Genomic DNA, 17,474 nt, shown 5'->3' with positions numbered 1-17,474 from the left:
TCACTCGGTGACGGGCTCGTCGACCACCGCGTCCGCGGAGGCGCCCAGCACCGCCAGCAATTGCTTCTCCACGTCGGCGCGGGCAGCCGTGCGCTGGTCGCCGTCGACGGCGTCGCCCGGCATGGTCACACAGAACACGTCGGCGGCCGTCGATCCGAACGTATTGACCTTCGCCCAGGCCATATCTGCTCCCGCCCGCTCGAGCGCCTGAGCCAGCAACGCCAGCAGCCCGAGCCGGTCCATCGCGCGCACCTCGACGACGAGGTGCTCGGGCGCGGCGGCGTCAAGCCACAGGATGCGCGGCGGGGCGGTGGATCGGGTCAGCGGTGCCCCCACCTGAATCTCCCCCGCCCGGGCCATCGCCGAGTTGGCGGCATCGGTGTCGCGCTTTTCCAGCGCGCCGAGGACATCGACGTCGCCGGCCAGGGCGCCCACGAACTGCTGGCGCAGCAGGCCCGCTTCGGGCGGCGAGCCGAACAGCGGCGACACCACGAACTCGGCGATCGCGACGCCCTCGTGCGTGTTGACCGTCGCGGAATGGATCCGCAGCGAATTCAGCGCCAGCACTGCGGCGGCCTTGGACACCAGTCCCCGCTTGTCCGGCGCGACCATCACCGTGTGCAGACGCTCGGACTCCCCACCGTTGATCTCCACGTGTACGCCGTGGCTGGCCGCCAGCGAAAGATAATGTGGCGCAGTCGGTTCGGCTTTGGGCAGCGGCTCACCCACCATCACCAGCCGACAGCGGCGCACCAGGTCCTCCATCAGCGAGGCTTTCCAGTCACTCCAAACCCCCGGCCCGGTGGCCTTCGAGTCGGCCTCGGCGAGCGCGTGCAGCAGCTCCAGCAGTTGCAGATCCCCGCCCAACGCCTCGGCAACGGACGCAATGGTTTTCGGATCGTTGAGATCGCTTCGGGTGGCCGTGATGGGCAGCAGCAGATGGTGGCGGACCATGCCCGCCAGTGTCTCGATGTCCCGGGGTTCCAGCCCCAGCCGCTCGCCGATGGGTGGCACCAAATCCGCCCCGAACACACAGTGGTCCACGCCGCGGCCCTTGCCGATGTCATGCAGCAGCGCGCCGATCGCGAGCAGGTCCGATCGCGCGACGCGGGTGGTCAGCGGTGCCGCGTTGACGGCGGTCTCGACGATGTGGCGGTCCACCGTCCACACATGGGACACATCGCGCGGCGGAAGGTCGCGCACCGCGTCCCATTCGGGAAAGAGCTTGCTCCACAAGCCGGTACGGTCCAGTGCCTCGATCGTGTCGACCATCGTGGGGCCGGCCAACAGCACCACCAGCAGGTCGTCCAGCGCCTCCCGCGGCCACGGTGTCGGCAAGTCGGGGACGCTGGCGGCCAGCCGGCTCAGCGTCGCGGCACCGATCGGCAGCCCCGTGTCGGCCGACGCGGCCGCCACCCGGAGCACCAGTCCGGCATCGGTTTGGGGTTGCGCCTCGCGAGCCAGCACGATTTCGCCGTCATACTCGACCACGCCCTCGTCCAGCGGTCGCCGCTTGGGGCGTCGGACCAACGCGGTGATGCCGCGGCGTGGCAGCGCATTCTGCGCGGTCCGCAGGCCGGTTTCGGCGTGGTACGCGATCGTGCGGCCGGCGTCGGAAAGCGTGCGCGCCAAGCTGAATCGATCACCCATGTACAGGGCGGCGCTGATCTCATCGGCGAACTGAGCCAGCAGCTGGTCGCGTCCGCGGCCCGAAACCCGATGCAGTTCGGTGCGCACGTCGAGCAGCGTCAGATACGCGTCGTCGAGCGAACCGCCCGGGATCTCCGGACGACTCATGCCGCGGCGGTCGATCAGTTGGGCGACGCCCAGCGCGTCCAGCAATTGGACGTCGCGCAGGCCGCCGCGGCCTGATTTCAGATCGGGCTCGGCGCGTTGCGCGATCCGGCCACAGCGCCGCCAGCGGGCGTTGGTCATCTCGACCAGCTCGTCCATCCGAGAGCGAATTGCGGTGCGCCACTGCTTTCTTGCGCCGGCAATCAACTCCTCGGACAACGCGGGATCACCGGCGATGTGGCGAGCGTCCAGCAGGCCCAGGGCGGCGATCATGTCGCCGTTGGCGACACCGAGCGTTCCGGATACCGTGCGCACGCTGTGGTCGAGCCGAACGTTGGCGTCCCACAACGGATACCACAGCCCGTCGGCGACCCGCTGCAGCACGTCGTCAGACACGTTGTCGTGCAACAACATCAAGTCAAGATCGGAATAAGGGAGCAGCTCGCGCCGGCCCAGGCCGCCGACCCCGACGAGCGCGAAGCCACTGCTGTCGGTGATCCCGAGTTCGGCGGACTTGGCCGCCAGCCACGACTCATGCAGTTCCAGCCAGGCGTGCCGCAGTTCGGCCGCGTGCAGGGTGCCGCCCTCAGACAGCAGCGTACGCCGCGCAGAGGCCAAATCGCTTGCACCAGAAGCGATTTCAGTCTGCGCGGCGTCCGCTCCAGGTTCCCGGTCGGGCTCGGTCGGTTTCATAACCTCCCGGCCCGCCCGGGCTGGAACCTCAACTTGCGGCTAGCGTCATATCGCATCGGTCCCGCGCTCACCGGTGCGCACTCGCACAATGGTTTCCACGGGACTGACCCAGACCTTGCCATCACCGATCTTGCCAGTGCGGGCCGCCCGGACGATGCTGTCGACGACCTTGTCGACGACGGAATCATCGACAACGACCTCGATCCGAACCTTCGGCACGAAATCGACCGAGTATTCAGCACCGCGGTAAACCTCGGTGTGCCCCTTCTGGCGGCCGTAACCCTGGACTTCGCTGACGGTCAGCCCCAGGACGCCCGCGTCTTCGAGGCTGGTCTTCACGTCATCGAGGGTGAACGGCTTCACGATCGCGGTGATCAGCTTCATGATTATTCCGCCTCCACTTTCTCGGCCACTGCGACGTCCAGTCCGTTAGAGCTGTCCGGCAGGGTGGCACGGGGAAGGACTGACGACGTGGCCACGGCGAAATCGTATCCGCTCTCCGCATGCTCGGCCTCATCGATGCCGGAAGCTTCCGCTTCAGGATTCAGCCGCAGCCCGATGGTGTACTTCAGGATCAACGCCAGGATAATCGTCACGGTGAACGAGTAGAACAGCACGCTGAACGCGCCGACCGCCTGCCGTTCCAGCTGATCCCAGCCGCCACCGTAGAACAATCCCTTGGATACGCCGGTGACGCCGTTGATCGCCACACTCTCCGGTGCGGCCAGCAGGCCCACCAGCAGCGTGCCCGCCAATCCGCCGACCAGGTGCACACCGACCACGTCGAGCGAGTCGTCGAAGCCCAACTTGAACTTCAGCCCGACCGCCAGCGCACACAGCACGCCGGCCACCAGACCGATGATCAGCGCGCCCAACGCGTTCACCGACGAACAGGACGGCGTGATCGCGACCAGCCCGGCCACGATGCCCGACGCCGCTCCCAGCGTCGTGGCGTGTCCGTCACGAATGCGCTCGGTGAGCAACCAGGCCAGCATCGCCGCAGCCGTCGCGATCGTGGTGGTCATGAAGGTCGACCCGGCGGCGCCGTTGGAGCTGGTCGCCGATCCGGCGTTGAACCCGTACCAGCCGAACCACAGCAGGCCCGCGCCGAGCATCACGAACGGCAGGTTGTGCGGGCGGAACAGCGTCGTGGGCCAGCCCTTGCGCTTACCCAGAATCAGCGCCAGCGCCAGACCCGCGGCACCGGAGTTGATATGGACCGCGGTCCCACCGGCGAAGTCGATCGCGTGCAGCTTGTTGGCGATCCAGCCACCCTTCTCGGCGGCGAAGCCGTCGAACGCGAAGACCCAGTGCGCAACCGGGAAGTAGACCAGCGTCGCCCACAGGCCGGAGAAGACCAGCCAGGCGCTGAACTTCAGCCGATCGGACACCGCGCCCGAGATCAGGGCGACGGTGATGATCGCGAACATCAGCTGGAATGCCACGAACACGGTCGCCGGCAGCGTGCCGGCCAGCGGAATGTCGGTCGCCGCAACGCCCTTGGTGGGGTCGGCGGCCACGGCGTTACCGCCGATCAGGCCCTTCAGACCGAAGTATTCCGTCGGGTTTCCCATGACGTTGCCAACGTCAGTGCCGAACGAAACTGAATAGCCATATAACACCCACAGCACCGTCACCACGCCCATGGCGCTGATGCTCATCATCAGCATGTTGAGCACACTTCTGGCGCGCACCATGCCGCCATAGAAGAATGCCAAACCTGGCGTCATCAACAGCACCAGCGCTGAACTCGCCAGCATCCATGCGGTATCGCCGGTATTGGGCTGGCCCATTACTGGGAAACTCACTCGCTATCACCTCCGGTCGGCCCTGAACGGGTCATCAGACATGTGCCTGATGACCTGATCCAGAACCTTGCGCAATGGTTGTTTCCGAGTTGGGGCCACCATGTTTCGGCGTCATTAACGAAACGGCCGCCGTGTAAGGGGTTTCAGCCGAGCAGGGCGTCCACGAATGCGGCCGGCTCGAAAGGCGCCAAATCGTCGGGGCCTTCACCGAGGCCGACCAGTTTCACGGGCACGCCGAGTTCCTGCTGCACCCGGAAAACGATGCCGCCCTTGGCCGTTCCGTCCAGCTTGGTCAGGACCGCGCCGGTGATGTCGACGACGTCGGCGAAAACCTTCGCCTGGGCCAGGCCGTTCTGCCCGATCGTGGCGTCGAGGACCAGCAACACCTCGTCCACGGCGGCACGCCGGGTTACCACGCGTTTGACCTTGTCGAGCTCGTCCATCAGGCCCACTTTGGTGTGCAGGCGGCCCGCGGTGTCGATCAGCACGACGTCGGCGCCGGTGTTGATGCCCTTGTCGACGGCATCGAAGGCCACCGCCGCCGGATCGGAGCCCTCGGCGCCGCGCACCACTTCGGCACCCACCCGAGACGCCCAGGTCTGCAGTTGATCGGCGGCCGCGGCCCGGAAGGTGTCGGCGGCGCCCAGCACCACCCGCCGGCCGTCGGCCACCAGCACCCGTGCCAGTTTGCCGACCGTGGTGGTTTTGCCGGTGCCGTTGACGCCGACGACCAGCAGCACCGACGGGTGGTCGTCGTGCGGCAGTGCCCGAATCGAGCGATCCATCTCGGGTTTCAGCTCTTTGATCAGCACGTCGCGCAGCACCGCCCGGGCGTCGGCCTCGGTGCGGACGTTGCTGCTGGCCAGCCGGCTGCGCAGCTGTGAGACCACCGATTCGGTGACGACGGGGCCCAGGTCGGCGATCAGGAGGGTGTCCTCGACGTCCTGCCACGAGTCTTCGTCCAGGTCGCCGCCGCCGATCAGGCCCAGCATGCTGCGCCCGAGCGCGTTCTGGGACCGCGCCAGCCGCCCGCGCAGGCGTTCCAGCCGGCCCTCGGTCGGCGCGATCTCCTCGATCTCGGCCGCCGCGGGGGCTTGCGGTTCAGCTTCCGGGGGCGCCTCCGGTGCGACGGGCGACTCGGGAACCGGTGGGGCTGGCGGTGGGGCGGGCGGCTCCGGAACCGGCGGAGCGACCGGCGGCGGCGTGACGGTCTCGGGTTCGGCCTCCGGCGCCGGCAGCTGGACGTCGGAGATCGTGCGCCGCGGCGCGTCACGCGGGATGGTCGCGTCGTCGCCCACCGCGGGCAGGCCGGTGGTGTCGACCGTCGGCGCGCCCTGGCTGAAGGTGATGCCCGACGATGCGACGTAGCCCCCGGATCGGTCCAGGGCGCCCGGCTCGGGCCGGGTCAGGTTGATCCGCCTGCGGCGGTACCGGGTCAGCCCCAGGACCAGCGCAACGATGACAACCAGGGCGGCTAGAACGCTGAGGACGGCGAGGGCGATCCAAAGACCTTGCGACACGCTGACATTGTTTCAGGGCCACACCGCGCAGCCGACAGCGGCAGCCGCCGCCCGGCGCTTAAGAAGACGTGGTGGCGAGCTGCTGGACCTCTTGTCCACGCATACGCTGCGAGATCACCGCGGTGATGCCGTCGCCCTGCATGGTGACGCCGTAGAGCGCGTCGGCGACCTCCATGGTCGGCTTCTGGTGGGTGATGATCAGCAGCTGCGAGTGAGCCCGCAGCAGCTCGAACAGCGAGATCAGGCGGCGCAGGTTGGTGTCGTCGAGCGCGGCCTCGACCTCGTCCATGATGTAGAACGGCGACGGGCGGGCGCGGAAGATCGCGACCAGCATCGCGACGGCGGTCAGCGCCTTCTCGCCGCCGGACAGCAAAGACAACCGGGTGATCTTCTTGCCGGGCGGACGCGCCTCCACCTCGATGCCGGTGGTGAGCATGTCGTCCGGGTTGGTCAGCCGTAGCCGGCCCTCGCCGCCGGGGAACAGCACCGTGAAGACTTCCTGGAATTCGCGCTCTACGTCGACGAACGCCTCGCTGAACACCTGCAGGATGCGGGCGTCGACGTCGGCGACCACGTCGAGCAGATCCTTACGGGCCGCCTTGACGTCCTCGAGCTGGGTGGACAGGAAGTTGTAGCGCTCTTCGAGCGCGGCAAACTCCTCGAGGGCCAGCGGATTGACCCGGCCCAGCTCCGCCAGTTCCCGCTCGGCGCGCTTGGCCCGCCGCTCCTGGGTGGGCCGGTCGTACGGTATCGGCGCGGGCGCGGTGACCTGCTCGCCGCGCTCGCGGGCCAGCTCGAACTCGGCCATCTCCAGCTCGGAGGGCGGCAGCGCGATCGCCGGCCCGTACTCGGCGATCAAATCCGCCGGGCTCATGCCGAACTGCTCGAGCACCATTTGTTCGAGCTGCTCGATGCGCAGCGCCGCCTGGGCGTTGGCCACCTCGTCGCGGTGCAGCGAGTCGGTCAGTGTCGCTACCCGGGTGCTCAGCGTGTGCACCTCGTTGCGCACCGCCGCCATCGCCGTCGACCGCGCCTCGCGTTCGGCGACCATCGCGTCGCGGATCTGCGATGCGGCGGCCACCACCCGGTTCAGCCGCTCCGCGAGCAGCCGGCCGGCGTCGGCCACCGCCGCGGCCACCGCGGCCGCCCGCAGTCGCGCGGCGTGTGCCTGCTGGGCGCGCACCCGCGCCTCACGTTCCGCGGCGGCCGCGCGGCGCAACGAATCGGCCCGGCCGCGCACGGCGTTGGCCCGCTCCTCGGCGGTGCGCACCGCGAGCCGGGCCTCCACCTCGACGCCGCGGGCGGTGTCGGCCGCCGCGGCGATCCGCTGACGATCGACGGGGTCTTCCGCGGGGGCGAGCTGGCTGGCCTGGGCGTTGCGGAGCCGGGTCTCGAGTTCGGTGACCTCTTCGACGGTCTGGGCGCGCCCGGCCTCCAGCTCCTCGCGCTGGCGCAGCAGCCGGTTCCACTCCTCCTCGGCGGTGCGGGCGTCCTGCCCGAGCCGGCCCAGCTGCTCGTACATCGCCGAGATCTCGGTGTCGGACTCGTTGAGCGCGGCCAGCGCCTGCTCGGCCGAGTCTTGGCGCCCGCGCTGCTCGGTCAAGGCGCCGGACAGGGCGGCGGAAAACTGCGCCACCTGCGACTCCGCGGCGGCCAGCTCGCTGCCGGCCTTGTCGATCTCCGAGGTGAGCTCCAGGGTCGACGGCTTGCGGTCCGAACCGCCGCTCACCCAGCCGCGGCCGACCAGGTCGCCGTCGAGGGTGACCGCGCGCAACTGCGGCCGGCCCGCGACCAGATCCAGCGCCGCGCCCAGGTCGCTGACCACCGCGACGCCGGACAGCATGGCCACCATCGCGCCCCGCAGCCGCTGCGGCGCCTCGACCAGGTCGAGCGCCCACAGCGCGCCGTCGGGTAGCGGTGCCGCGGGCGGGGGATGATCGGCCGGCCAGTCTCCCAGCACCAGCGCAGCGCGGCCGCCGTCGGCCTGCTTCAGCGCGGCGACCGCGGACCGGGCGGCGCCGAAGTTTTCGGCGGCCAGCGCGTCCGCCGCGGATCCCAGCACCGCGGCCAGTGCCGTTTCATAGCCGGAACGGACCTTGACCAGCTTCGCGACGGGCCCGAAAAGCCCTGCGCCACTGTGGTTTTGGGTGAGCCACGCCGCACCGTCCTTGCGCTCGAGCCCGACCGAGAGCGCATCGATGCGGGCCCGCAGCGACGCCACCCGGCGCTCGGCCTCGCGCTCGCTGGCCTGCAGCTCGGCGACGCGCTCGTCGGCCAACCGCAGTGCGGCCACCGTCCGCTCGTGATGCTCGTCCAGGCCGACCTCGCCCTGATCGAGTTCGCCGACGCGGCCCTGCACGGTTTCGAACTCCGCGCGGGCCTGCTGCGCGCGGGCCGCGCCGTGTTCGATGCGCTCGGACAGCCGCGCGACGCTGTCGTCGATCGATTCGACCCGGGCCCGCATGGTCTCGACCTGACCGGCCAGCCGGGCCAGGCCCTCGCGACGGTCGGCCTCGGCCCGCACGGCGGCCAAGTGCGCCCGGTCGGCCTCGGCGGCCTCACGTTCCCGCTCGGACAACTCGGCGCGGGCGGTCTCCAGCCGGGTCCGGGCGGCATCCAGCTCAGCCAGCAGCTCGCGCTCGGCGGCCGCGACCTGCTCGGCCTCGGCGTCCAGTGCGTCCGGGTCGGTGTCGCTGGTCGCCACCGGCTCGAGATCCAGGTGCTGGGCACGCTCGCTGGCGATGCGCACCGTGGCGCCTACCCGTTCGGCCAGGGCCGACAGGCCGAACCAGGTGTGCTGGACCGACTCGGCGCGCACCGACAGCTCGGCCAGCGCCGTCTCGTGCGCGGTCAGCTCCTCCGAAGCCACGGCCAGCCGGCCGGCGGCCTCGTCGTGCTCGCGGCGCATGGTGGCCTCGGCCTCCAGGATCGCGTCGCGCTGCACCTGCCGGTTGACCAGGTCGTCGGCGGCCAGCCGCAGCCGCGCGTCGCGCAGGTCGGCTTGGATGGTCGCCGCACGTCGGGCCACCTCGGCCTGGCGGCCCAGTGGTTTGAGCTGGCGCCGCAGCTCGGTGGTCAGGTCGGTGAGCCGCGCCAGGTTGGCCTGCATCGCGTCGAGCTTGCGCAGGGCCTTCTCCTTGCGCTTGCGGTGCTTGAGCACACCCGCGGCTTCCTCGATGAACGCGCGGCGGTCCTCGGGTCGCGACTGCAGGATCTCGTCGAGCTTGCCCTGTCCCACGATCACGTGCATCTCGCGACCGATGCCGGAGTCGCTCAGCAGCTCCTGGACGTCCATCAAACGGCAACCGGCGCCGTTGATTTCGTACTCACTGGCGCCGTCGCGGAACATCCGCCGGGTGATCGACACCTCGGAGTACTCGATCGGCAGCGCGTTGTCGGCGTTGTCGATCGTCACGGTGACTTCGGCGCGGCCCAGCGGGGCGCGCGACGAGGTGCCGGCGAAGATGACGTCTTCCATCTTCCCGCCGCGCAGCGTCTTGGCGCCCTGCTCCCCCATCACCCACGCCAGCGCGTCCACCACGTTGGATTTGCCGGAGCCGTTGGGTCCGACGACGGCGGTAATGCCCGGCTCGAAGCGCAGAGTCGTCGGCGAAGCGAAGGACTTGAAGCCCTTCAGCGTCAGACTCTTGAGGTACACGGCGAGCCAGACTACCGCTCAAATCGCCCCGACTCGCCGTCACCGCGGGGTGTCGGCTCGCTTGAAATACACCCGGTGTTCACACTCTGCCGCACTGGCCACAGTGGCCACTTCAGTCACTGAAAAGGCGATGCGCCTCCCGGCGAGCGTCACGCCAGCGTGACCGTCGCGGTCTGGTGCCACGCCAGTGTGACGCTCGGCGATGCGGTCGCCGTTACCGCTCGACGAACCCCTCGAATTGCTCCCGCGGCTGCGACCACTCGGCCACGACCTTGTCGACACGACCGGGCCGGGACGGCCAGGAATGACCGCCTTCGAGCAGCTCCAGCAATTTCTCGCCGGCTTCCCGCGGCCCGTGGGCGACGACCAGGACACGGCCGTCGGCCTGGTTGGCGGCGTAGCCGGTCAGGCCCAGCTCCAGCGCCCGGCAGCGAGTCCACCAGCGAAAACCCACACCCTGGACCATGCCGTGCACCCAGGCGGTGAGCCGGACGTCAGGACCCGGCATTTTTGGTTTCGGAGGCGATCTCGAACTTGACCGTGGTACCCGCCTTCAGGGTGCGCCCCACGGTGCAGACCAGATCGATCGCGCGGTTCACGACCACCAGCAGGCGTTCCCTGTCGTCGTCGGACAGTCCGGACAGGTCCAGCTCGAGAGTTTCGGAGAGCAGTGGATAGACCTCTTCGTCACGGTCGGCGTCGCCGGACACCCGGACCACCGCGTGGTAGTCGTCGCCGAGCCGGCGGGCCAGCGGCTGGTCACTGGACATCCCGCTGCATGCGGCGAGCGCGATCTTGAGCAGCTCGCCGGGGGTGAACACGCCCTCGACGTCCTCGGAGCCGACAAGAACCTGCGCGCCCCGCGAGCTATGGCCGGTGTAGCGGCGTGTCCCGGTGCGTTCGACCCACAGTTCCGTCATGGCTCATTTCTACCGGGGACGAGCGAAGACGCGCTCAGCGGACTATCAACGACAGCAGCTTCTTACCGAAAGATGGTGAGGGCGAATGGTTTTCGGACGAGACAACTACCTGATCGTCGACGCGCCGGCGCAGCTCGCGCTCCAGCGCGTCGCGCAGCGTGGCCGACGCGCCAGGGCATCCGTCGCAGGCGCCGGCCAGCCGCACCGTCACGTGGTGGCCGACCACCGAGACCAGCTCGATCGATCCGCCGTGCGAGGCGGCCAGCGCACCCACCGGGCCGGCCAGCAGCTCCGTTACCGCGGCTTCCAAAGTGCCTGCGGCAAAAGGGGTTTCGTCGACCGTCCAACTCCCCGGGTGCTGCAGCGCCTCGCTGAGCGCCTCGCGGATCTCGTCGCCCAGTTCACGCCAGGTGCCGGCCACCGTGATCAGGATGCCGCCGGGACCCACCACGATTTCGTCGATCACGCGGGCCCGCAGCAGGGCGCCCAGCCGGCCCGGTGCGACCCGGACCGTGCCATGCGGCGGCAGGTGATCGGCCGCGACCACCCAGCGCAGCCGGCGCGGGTCGTCGGTGGCCGTGGCGTGCAGCGGAATCATGCGCCCAGCGCTATCGCGACCGACCGGGCGGCAAACGCCATCAGCCAGGCCAGGACGAACATGTAGGACCACGCGATCGCGGGCCATTTCCACGAGTTGGTCTCGCGGCGCATCACCGCAACGGTCGACATACATTGCAGCGCATAGATGAAGTACGCCATCAGCGCGATGACCGTCGGCGCGGTGAACACCTGGTGGCCTTCGTCGTCGGTCAACGAGACCAGCGCTTCGTGCGGATCGTCGGGGCTCTCCGCCGCCGCGACCTGCCCCAGGGTGGACACGAACACTTCGCGCGCCGACATCGAACCGAGCAGGGCGATGTTGACGTGCCAATCGAATCCGAGCGGCTTGAACACCGGCCCGACCGCCTTGCCGAGGTCGGCGGCCAAGCTGTGGTCCATCACGTAGGCGGTCGCGTCGGCCGGCGACAACTTCGCGGTCTCGGCTTGGCGCGCCGGCAGATTGAGCAGCACCCACAGCACGACCGAGGTGCCCAAGATGATGGTTCCGGCCTTGCGCAAGAACATCTTCGCCGAATCCCACATCGTGATCAGCACGTTCTTGGGTGAGGGGAAGCGATAGGGCGGAAGCTCCATCGTGAACGGCAGCAGATCGCTGCGCAGGATCGTCGATTTGAACACCGCGGCGGCGATCAGGGCGGAGGTGCCGCCACAGACGTAGAGCGCGAACATCGCGACGCCCTGGGCGCTCAACCCGCCCCAGTGCGTCTTCGGGGACACGAGGATGCCGACCAACAGCGTGAACACCGGAAGCCGCGCCGAGCAGGTCATCAGCGGCGCCGTGATGATGGTGGCGATCCGGTCCCGCGACGACGGCAGCGTCCGGGTGGCCATGATCCCGGGGATGGCGCAGGCGAACGACGAGAGCATCGCGACGAAGGCGCGACCTTCCAGCCCCGTCGAGGCCATCACCCTGTCCATCAGGAATGCGGCGCGCGCCATGTAGCCGACATTCTCCAGCAGCGCGATCAGCAGGAACAACAACACGATCTGCGGGATGAACTGCAGCACCGTTCCGACGCCGCCGATCAGCCCCTGGCCGAGCAGCCCGCGCACGACGTAGTTGCCGACGTGATTGCTGACCAGAGTGCCCAACGAGTTGAGCCAGTCCCCCACCTGATCCTGCAGGGGTGCGGCGACGGTGAAGACGACCTGGAAGAAGCAGAACATCACCGCGAAGAAGATCACCGTCCCCCATAGCGGGTGCAGCACTACGGCGTCGATGCGTCGCGTCCGCCGATCCGGTTGGGGCGCGTGGTAATAGGCCGCATCCAGCACCGACTTGCCCCAGCCGTCGATGGCGTCGTCATCGGCCGGCGGCAGGACCGGGGGCCGTTGCCATTGGTGGAAGGACACCAGTTGGGCGCGCAGGGTATCGATGCCCACCCCGCGGTTGGCCACCACCGCGACCACCGGGACACCCAGCGCCGTCGCCAGCGCGTCGACGGAGATGCCGCCACCGCGCGCGGTCAGCTCGTCGGTCATGGTCAGCACCACCAGGCACGGCAGGTCGAGCCGCAGCACCTGAGCCAGCAGAATCACCGAGCGGTGCAGCGTGGTGGCGTCGGCGACGATGACGATCGCGTCGGGCGGCCCGTCGCCGTACACCTCGCCGCCCAACAGGTCGGAGACCACCTGCTCGTCCGGGCTGATCGGGTCGAGACTGTAGGTGCCGGGCAGGTCCTCGATGGCGACCTCGACGCCGTCGACCTTGGTGATGCCGACGCTGCGCCCGACGGTGACGCCCGGGTAGTTACCGGTCTTGGCACGCAATCCGGTCAGGTGATTGAACACCGACGTCTTGCCCGCATTGGGACTTCCCACCAGGGCGATCCTTGCCTTGCCCGCAACGGCGACCCCGGAGCCGCCTTCTTCGTGGCAGGACGTCATGCGCCGGTCCCGGGGGTGACCTCGATCAGCCGCGCCTCGCGCCGGCGCAGGCATAGTTCGGTGTCCTGAACCCGGTAGATGGTCGGGTCACCCATCGGTGCGCGGCGGATCACCTGGACGTCGGAGGCCGGCCGAAATCCCAGCTGCCGCAGGCGGCCCGCCACCACGGTGGAGGCCGCCGGCGTCACGCCCAGGATCGTCGCCCGCTCGCCCGGCGACAGCTGCGCCAGCACGGTGGGCGAACCCGCAACACGGTCTGCATCTCGCACCGAATCGCGCATTAACCGCTCCAACGCCGGAGGTTCATCATCTCGGTAAGGATAACCTCACGATGCTGAGGATAGCCTCAGCTTTGCGCGAGAAAGTCCTAACGGCGTGGGCGGGGTTGACACCGCGGACAGTAGAACGACGAGCGGTTCATGAACTTCTCGCGGCGGATCACCGCACCGCAGCGCCGGCAGTTCTCGCCTTCGCGCCCATAGGCATCCAGCGATCGGTCGAAGTAGCCCGATTGGCCGTTGACGTTGACATACAACGAATCGAACGAGGTCCCGCCCTTGGCGAGTGCCTCGCCCATCACCGCCGCGGCGGCGTCCAGCACGGCGGTCAGCTGGCGGCGGGACAGCGTGTCCGCCACCCGGGCACCATGAACTTTGGCCCGCCACAACGCTTCGTCGGCGTAGATGTTGCCGATGCCCGACACCACCTGTTGATCCAGCAGCTGACGTTTGATTTCGGAATGCTTGCCCCGCAACACTTTTACGACGGCGTCGATGTCGAACCGGGGGTCCAGCGGATCGCGCGCCAGGTGCGCGACGGGCTGCGGCACCACGCTGCCGTCGATTTCTATGAGTTCGGCCAGCATCCAGCCGCCGAAGGTCCGCTGGTCGGCGAAGCTCAGCACGGTCCCGTCGTCGAGCAACGCCGAGATCCGGACGTGATCAGCCCGCGGCACCTTGCCGAGCAGCATCTGCCCGCTCATACCGAGGTGGACGACCAGCGCGACGTCACCGTCGAGCAGCATCCACAGGTACTTGCCGCGCCGGTCGGTTCCCTCGATCCGCGCGTCGAGCAGCCGGGCCGTGAGGTCGGCGGGACCGGCTTCGTGGCGGCGCACCGCGCGGGGGTGGTGCACCCGAACCGCGGTGATCGTCTTGCCCACGACATGGGCGTGCAGACCGCGGCGCACCACCTCGACTTCGGGCAGCTCGGGCATCTAGACGGGCACCATTCAGATAGATGTGGTCCCCGCGGTGTCCAACGCTTCCAGCGTTTTCCAGGTCGCGGCGGCCGCCTTCTGCTCGGCTTCCTTCTTCGAGCGGCCGACACCCGACCCGTATTCGGTCTCCATCACGACGACGACGGCCGTGAATTCCTTGTCGTGGTCCGGGCCGGTGGAGGTGACCAGGTAGGACGGCGCGCCCATGCCGCGCGCCGCGGTGAGCTCCTGCAGGCTGGTCTTCCAGTCCAGCCCGGCGCCCAGCGTCGGCGCGGCGTCGAGCAGCGCACCGAACAAGCGCAGGATCACCTCGCGCGCGGATTCGATGCCGTGCGCCAAGTAGATCGCGCCGAGCAGCGACTCCATGCCGTCGGCCAGGATGCTCGACTTGTCGGCCCCGCCGGTGTTCGCTTCGCCGCGCCCCAGCAGCAGGTGGACGCCCAGTCCGCCGTCGCACAGGTGCCGCCCGACGTCGGCCAGCGCCTGGGTGTTGACGACACTGGCGCGCAGTTTGGCCAGGTCGCCTTCGGAACGGTCGGGATGACGGTGGTAGAGCTCGTCGGTGACCGTCAGGCCCAGTACGGCGTCGCCCAAAAACTCCAGCCGCTCGTTGGTCGGCAGTCCGCCGTGCTCATAGGCGTAGCTGCGGTGGGTCAACGCCAACGAGAGCAGCTCCTCGGGCAGGTCGACCCCGAGCGCGTCGAGCAGAGGTTGCCGCGAAGTCACCGGTCACCCCGCGAGGCGTCCGAGTCCGCGGCATCGTCGTCGGAGAGGTCGTCGGAGAGCATGTCCACCAGCTTGGCCCATCGCGGATCGATGGTGTCGTGGTGGTGGCCGGGGTCATTGGCCAGCGCCACGCCGCACTCCGGGCACAACCCGGGGCAATCCGGTCGGCATACCGGCGCGAACGGAAGGTCGAGTCCGACGGCATCGATGATCGACTGCTCGAGGTCGATGCGGTCGTCGACGACCCGGCCGACCTCGTCTTCCTCGGTGGTCGCCTCGGTGGTGCTGTCCGGGTAGGCGAACAGTTCGGTCAAGCCGACCTGCACGTTCCCGTGCACCTCGGTCAGGCACCGCGAGCACTCGCCGACCGTCGGCCCCGACACGGTCCCGGTGACGAGCACGCCTTCCGACACCGATTCGACCCGTAGATCCATGTCCAGCGGAGCGCCCTGCGGGATCGCGATCATGTCCAATCCGATGCGCAACGGGCTGGGCACGGTGTGACGTAGCGTCACCATCGATCCCGGTCGTCGCCCGAGCCGGGTGACGTCCACCGTCATCGGCGAAGCCGGATGCTGCTGCGCAGTAGTGCTGTGTTCGCGCGCCATGGAAAAAATCTTACGGCGCCGTCCAGGTGCTCCGAGCGGCGCTTCGACCATTCGCCCAGGTGGCTATGCTCGGCCGGAGCCGAGGGTGTTGCTGTCCTTAGCGGGTCGCGTAGTCGTGCGTGCCGGCGGCGGTACGGAGTTGGTGGCGACCACGCCCCACCGAACGCAGCGTGCCGTTGAGGAACTCCTCGAACTCGGCCAGTTTGTTGTCGACATAGATGTCGCACTCCCCGCGCAGCCGATCGGCCTCGGCGTGTGCGGTGTCGATCAGGCGGGTCGACTCCGCATTGGCCGCCTGCACGACCTCGTTCTGCGAGACCAGGCGCTGCTGCTCCTTGATGCCCTCTTGCACGGCCTTCTCGTAGGAGATGTTGCCGTTCTCGATCAGCCGGTCGGCTTCGGCCTGGGCGCGGCTGACGCTGGCCTCGTATTCCCGCTTGGCCGCCGTGGCGATGCGTATCGCTTCCTCGCGGGCTTCGCCGACCATCCGCTCGCTGTGCTGACGCGCCTCGTTGACCATCCGGTCGGCCTGCGCCTTGGCATCGGAGAGCAGCCGGTCGGCCTCCGCACGGGAGTGGTTCAGCAGCGACTCCGACTCGGTGGTTGCCGAGGAGACCATGGATTCGGCGTGCGACTTGGCGTCGGACAGCATCGAATCGCGGGCATCAAGCACGTCCTGGGCGTCGTCCAGCTCGCCGGGGATCGCGTCTTTGATGTCGTCGATCAACTCCAGCACGTCACCGCGAGGCACCACACAGCCCGCCGTCATCGGCACGCCGCGGGCTTCTTCGACAATGGCGCCCAATTCATCAAGCGCTTCAAAGACTCGGTACACGGCCATACCCTCCTGGCTTCCGGAAAACCATCGTTGTTACCAGTGTGCCTGGTGTTACCTCTGTGACGGCGGTGGCGACACCGGTGTGTCGGGCATTGGCCACACCCAGCTTCGAAAACGGATTCTTCCAGGAATTTGGCGACATCGCCCGCGCAGGTCAGCATCCTCGCGCCACCGCCCAGGCGATCACACGGCGGTGGCCGGGCAATCAACCGCACCGCGATACGCTGAGCCGGTGAACGCGCCGCCGCCGACGTTATTCATATTTCCGCATGCCGGCGGATCCGCGACCTATTATGTGCCGTTTGCCAAGGCGTTCTCCGCGGATATCAAACGGGTGGCCGTGCAATACCCGAGCCGGCGCGACCGCGGGCTGACCGAACTCGCCAGCATTCCCGAGTTTGCCGACGAAATTTTCAACATGATGGCGCCGGCCGCCAAAGCCGGAGGTCAGGTCGCATTTTTCGGACACAGCATGGGCGGGCTCGCCGCGTTCGAGGTGGCCCTGAGATTCCAATCGGCCGGACACCCGATCAGTGCGCTGTTCATATCGTCGTGCGCGGCGCCGGGTCACATCCGCTACAAGGAATTGCAGGGATCCGACCACGAGATATTGAGCCTGGTAGCCCAGGTCACCGAGACGAATCCCGAGCATTTGGCAAATGACGAATTCGCCTCGAGCATCCTGCCCACATTGCAAAGCGTCCGGACCATTGCGGCCTACACCCGGCCCCCGGAGATAAAGCTGGCATGCCCGATCCACGCATTCGTCGCTGATGACGACCTCATCGTGGCGGAGGAGAACATGACGGCCTGGGCCGATCGCACCACCGCGGAGTTCTCCATCCGGGTGTTCCCCGGAGATCATTTCTACCTCAACGCTCACTTGCCAGAGCTGGTCAAGGACATCGAGGCGGTCGTCCTCAACGCCCCCGGCCAAAGTTAGCTGAACGAGCTGTCACCCGGCGATCCGCGGTGCCCCGGACCGATCGCCGCCAGGCATTCGCCGCGCGGCCGTTCGACGCAGGTGCAATAGCGACACCACGTGCGGCCGTGCCGGGCGGTCGACCGCCGCCACCGGTCATCCCGCGGCGGGTGAGATGTTGCTTGGTGAAAATGGTGCGCAGGTCCCAGAACGCGGCGCTGCACGGATTGGGTGAGCAGGTGAGATTCATCTCACCCTGA

At 68.4% G+C, this 17,474-nt stretch carries 15 protein-coding genes; 1 reads left to right on the top strand and 14 read right to left on the bottom strand.

The window, feature by feature from the left end; translation table 11 throughout:
• The 14 genes from AC5Y5O_RS14845 to sepIVA form a co-directional block, all read right to left on the bottom strand.
• The gene (locus AC5Y5O_RS14845; protein WP_500025639.1) at positions 1–2,487 is read right to left on the bottom strand and encodes a [protein-PII] uridylyltransferase; all 2,487 of its coding nucleotides are present in this window, start codon (positions 2,485–2,487) and stop codon (positions 1–3) included.
• Between the two features lie 45 nt (positions 2,488–2,532).
• A complete protein-coding gene (gene glnB, locus AC5Y5O_RS14840; protein ID WP_096286058.1) occupies positions 2,533–2,871 on the bottom strand; it encodes a nitrogen regulatory protein P-II in 339 nt (112 codons plus the stop codon).
• 2 nt (positions 2,872–2,873) lie between these two features.
• Positions 2,874–4,280, bottom strand: coding sequence for an ammonium transporter (locus AC5Y5O_RS14835; protein ID WP_096286056.1), 1,407 nt, complete (start codon positions 4,278–4,280; stop codon positions 2,874–2,876).
• Between the two features lie 158 nt (positions 4,281–4,438).
• The gene (gene ftsY / locus AC5Y5O_RS14830; RefSeq protein WP_500025638.1) at positions 4,439–5,815 is read right to left on the bottom strand and encodes a signal recognition particle-docking protein FtsY; all 1,377 of its coding nucleotides are present in this window, start codon (positions 5,813–5,815) and stop codon (positions 4,439–4,441) included.
• A gap of 58 nt (positions 5,816–5,873) precedes the next feature.
• On the bottom strand, positions 5,874–9,473 hold the full coding sequence (smc, locus tag AC5Y5O_RS14825) for a chromosome segregation protein SMC (RefSeq protein ID WP_500025637.1): 3,600 nt from the start codon (positions 9,471–9,473) through the stop codon (positions 5,874–5,876).
• 214 nt (positions 9,474–9,687) lie between these two features.
• Positions 9,688–9,981, bottom strand: coding sequence for an acylphosphatase (locus AC5Y5O_RS14820; RefSeq protein WP_096286050.1), 294 nt, complete (start codon positions 9,979–9,981; stop codon positions 9,688–9,690).
• Complete coding sequence (locus tag AC5Y5O_RS14815; protein ID WP_096286048.1) at positions 9,968–10,393, bottom strand: OsmC family protein; 426 nt, start codon at positions 10,391–10,393, stop codon at positions 9,968–9,970. Before AC5Y5O_RS14815 ends, AC5Y5O_RS14820 begins: the two co-directional genes overlap by 14 nt.
• 34 nt (positions 10,394–10,427) lie before the next feature.
• A complete protein-coding gene (locus AC5Y5O_RS14810; RefSeq protein ID WP_500025636.1) occupies positions 10,428–10,991 on the bottom strand; it encodes a NifU family protein in 564 nt (187 codons plus the stop codon).
• Positions 10,988–12,901 carry a ferrous iron transporter B gene (gene feoB / locus AC5Y5O_RS14805; RefSeq protein WP_096286044.1) on the bottom strand — a complete coding sequence of 638 codons (1,914 nt, stop codon included), beginning with the start codon at positions 12,899–12,901 and terminating at the stop codon, positions 10,988–10,990. The genes AC5Y5O_RS14810 and feoB overlap by 4 nt, the downstream gene beginning before the upstream one ends.
• On the bottom strand, positions 12,898–13,182 hold the full coding sequence (locus tag AC5Y5O_RS14800; RefSeq protein WP_500025635.1) for a FeoA family protein: 285 nt from the start codon (positions 13,180–13,182) through the stop codon (positions 12,898–12,900). Before AC5Y5O_RS14800 ends, feoB begins: the two co-directional genes overlap by 4 nt.
• Positions 13,183–13,268: 86 nt before the next feature.
• A complete protein-coding gene (mutM, locus tag AC5Y5O_RS14795) occupies positions 13,269–14,117 on the bottom strand; it encodes a DNA-formamidopyrimidine glycosylase (RefSeq protein WP_096286042.1) in 849 nt (282 codons plus the stop codon).
• 15 nt (positions 14,118–14,132) lie between these two features.
• Positions 14,133–14,846: a ribonuclease III gene (gene rnc / locus AC5Y5O_RS14790; RefSeq protein WP_096286040.1), complete on the bottom strand. Its 714-nt coding sequence runs from the start codon at positions 14,844–14,846 to the stop codon at positions 14,133–14,135.
• Positions 14,843–15,454, bottom strand: a complete 612-nt coding sequence (locus AC5Y5O_RS14785) for a YceD family protein (RefSeq protein ID WP_207768486.1) — start codon at positions 15,452–15,454, stop codon at positions 14,843–14,845. Before AC5Y5O_RS14785 ends, rnc begins: the two co-directional genes overlap by 4 nt.
• A 97-nt stretch (positions 15,455–15,551) precedes the next feature.
• Positions 15,552–16,289: a cell division protein SepIVA gene (sepIVA, locus tag AC5Y5O_RS14780; protein ID WP_096290981.1), complete on the bottom strand. Its 738-nt coding sequence runs from the start codon at positions 16,287–16,289 to the stop codon at positions 15,552–15,554.
• Positions 16,290–16,422: 133 nt separating this feature from the next.
• Between sepIVA and AC5Y5O_RS14775 the strand changes: the two genes are divergently transcribed.
• The gene (locus AC5Y5O_RS14775) at positions 16,423–17,235 is read left to right on the top strand and encodes a thioesterase II family protein (RefSeq protein ID WP_500025662.1); all 813 of its coding nucleotides are present in this window, start codon (positions 16,423–16,425) and stop codon (positions 17,233–17,235) included.
• Positions 17,236–17,474 lie beyond the last annotated feature (239 nt).

The organism is Mycobacterium sp. NGS40 (assembly GCF_059812735.1).
This window is presented reverse-complemented; position numbering and strand designations above follow the sequence as displayed.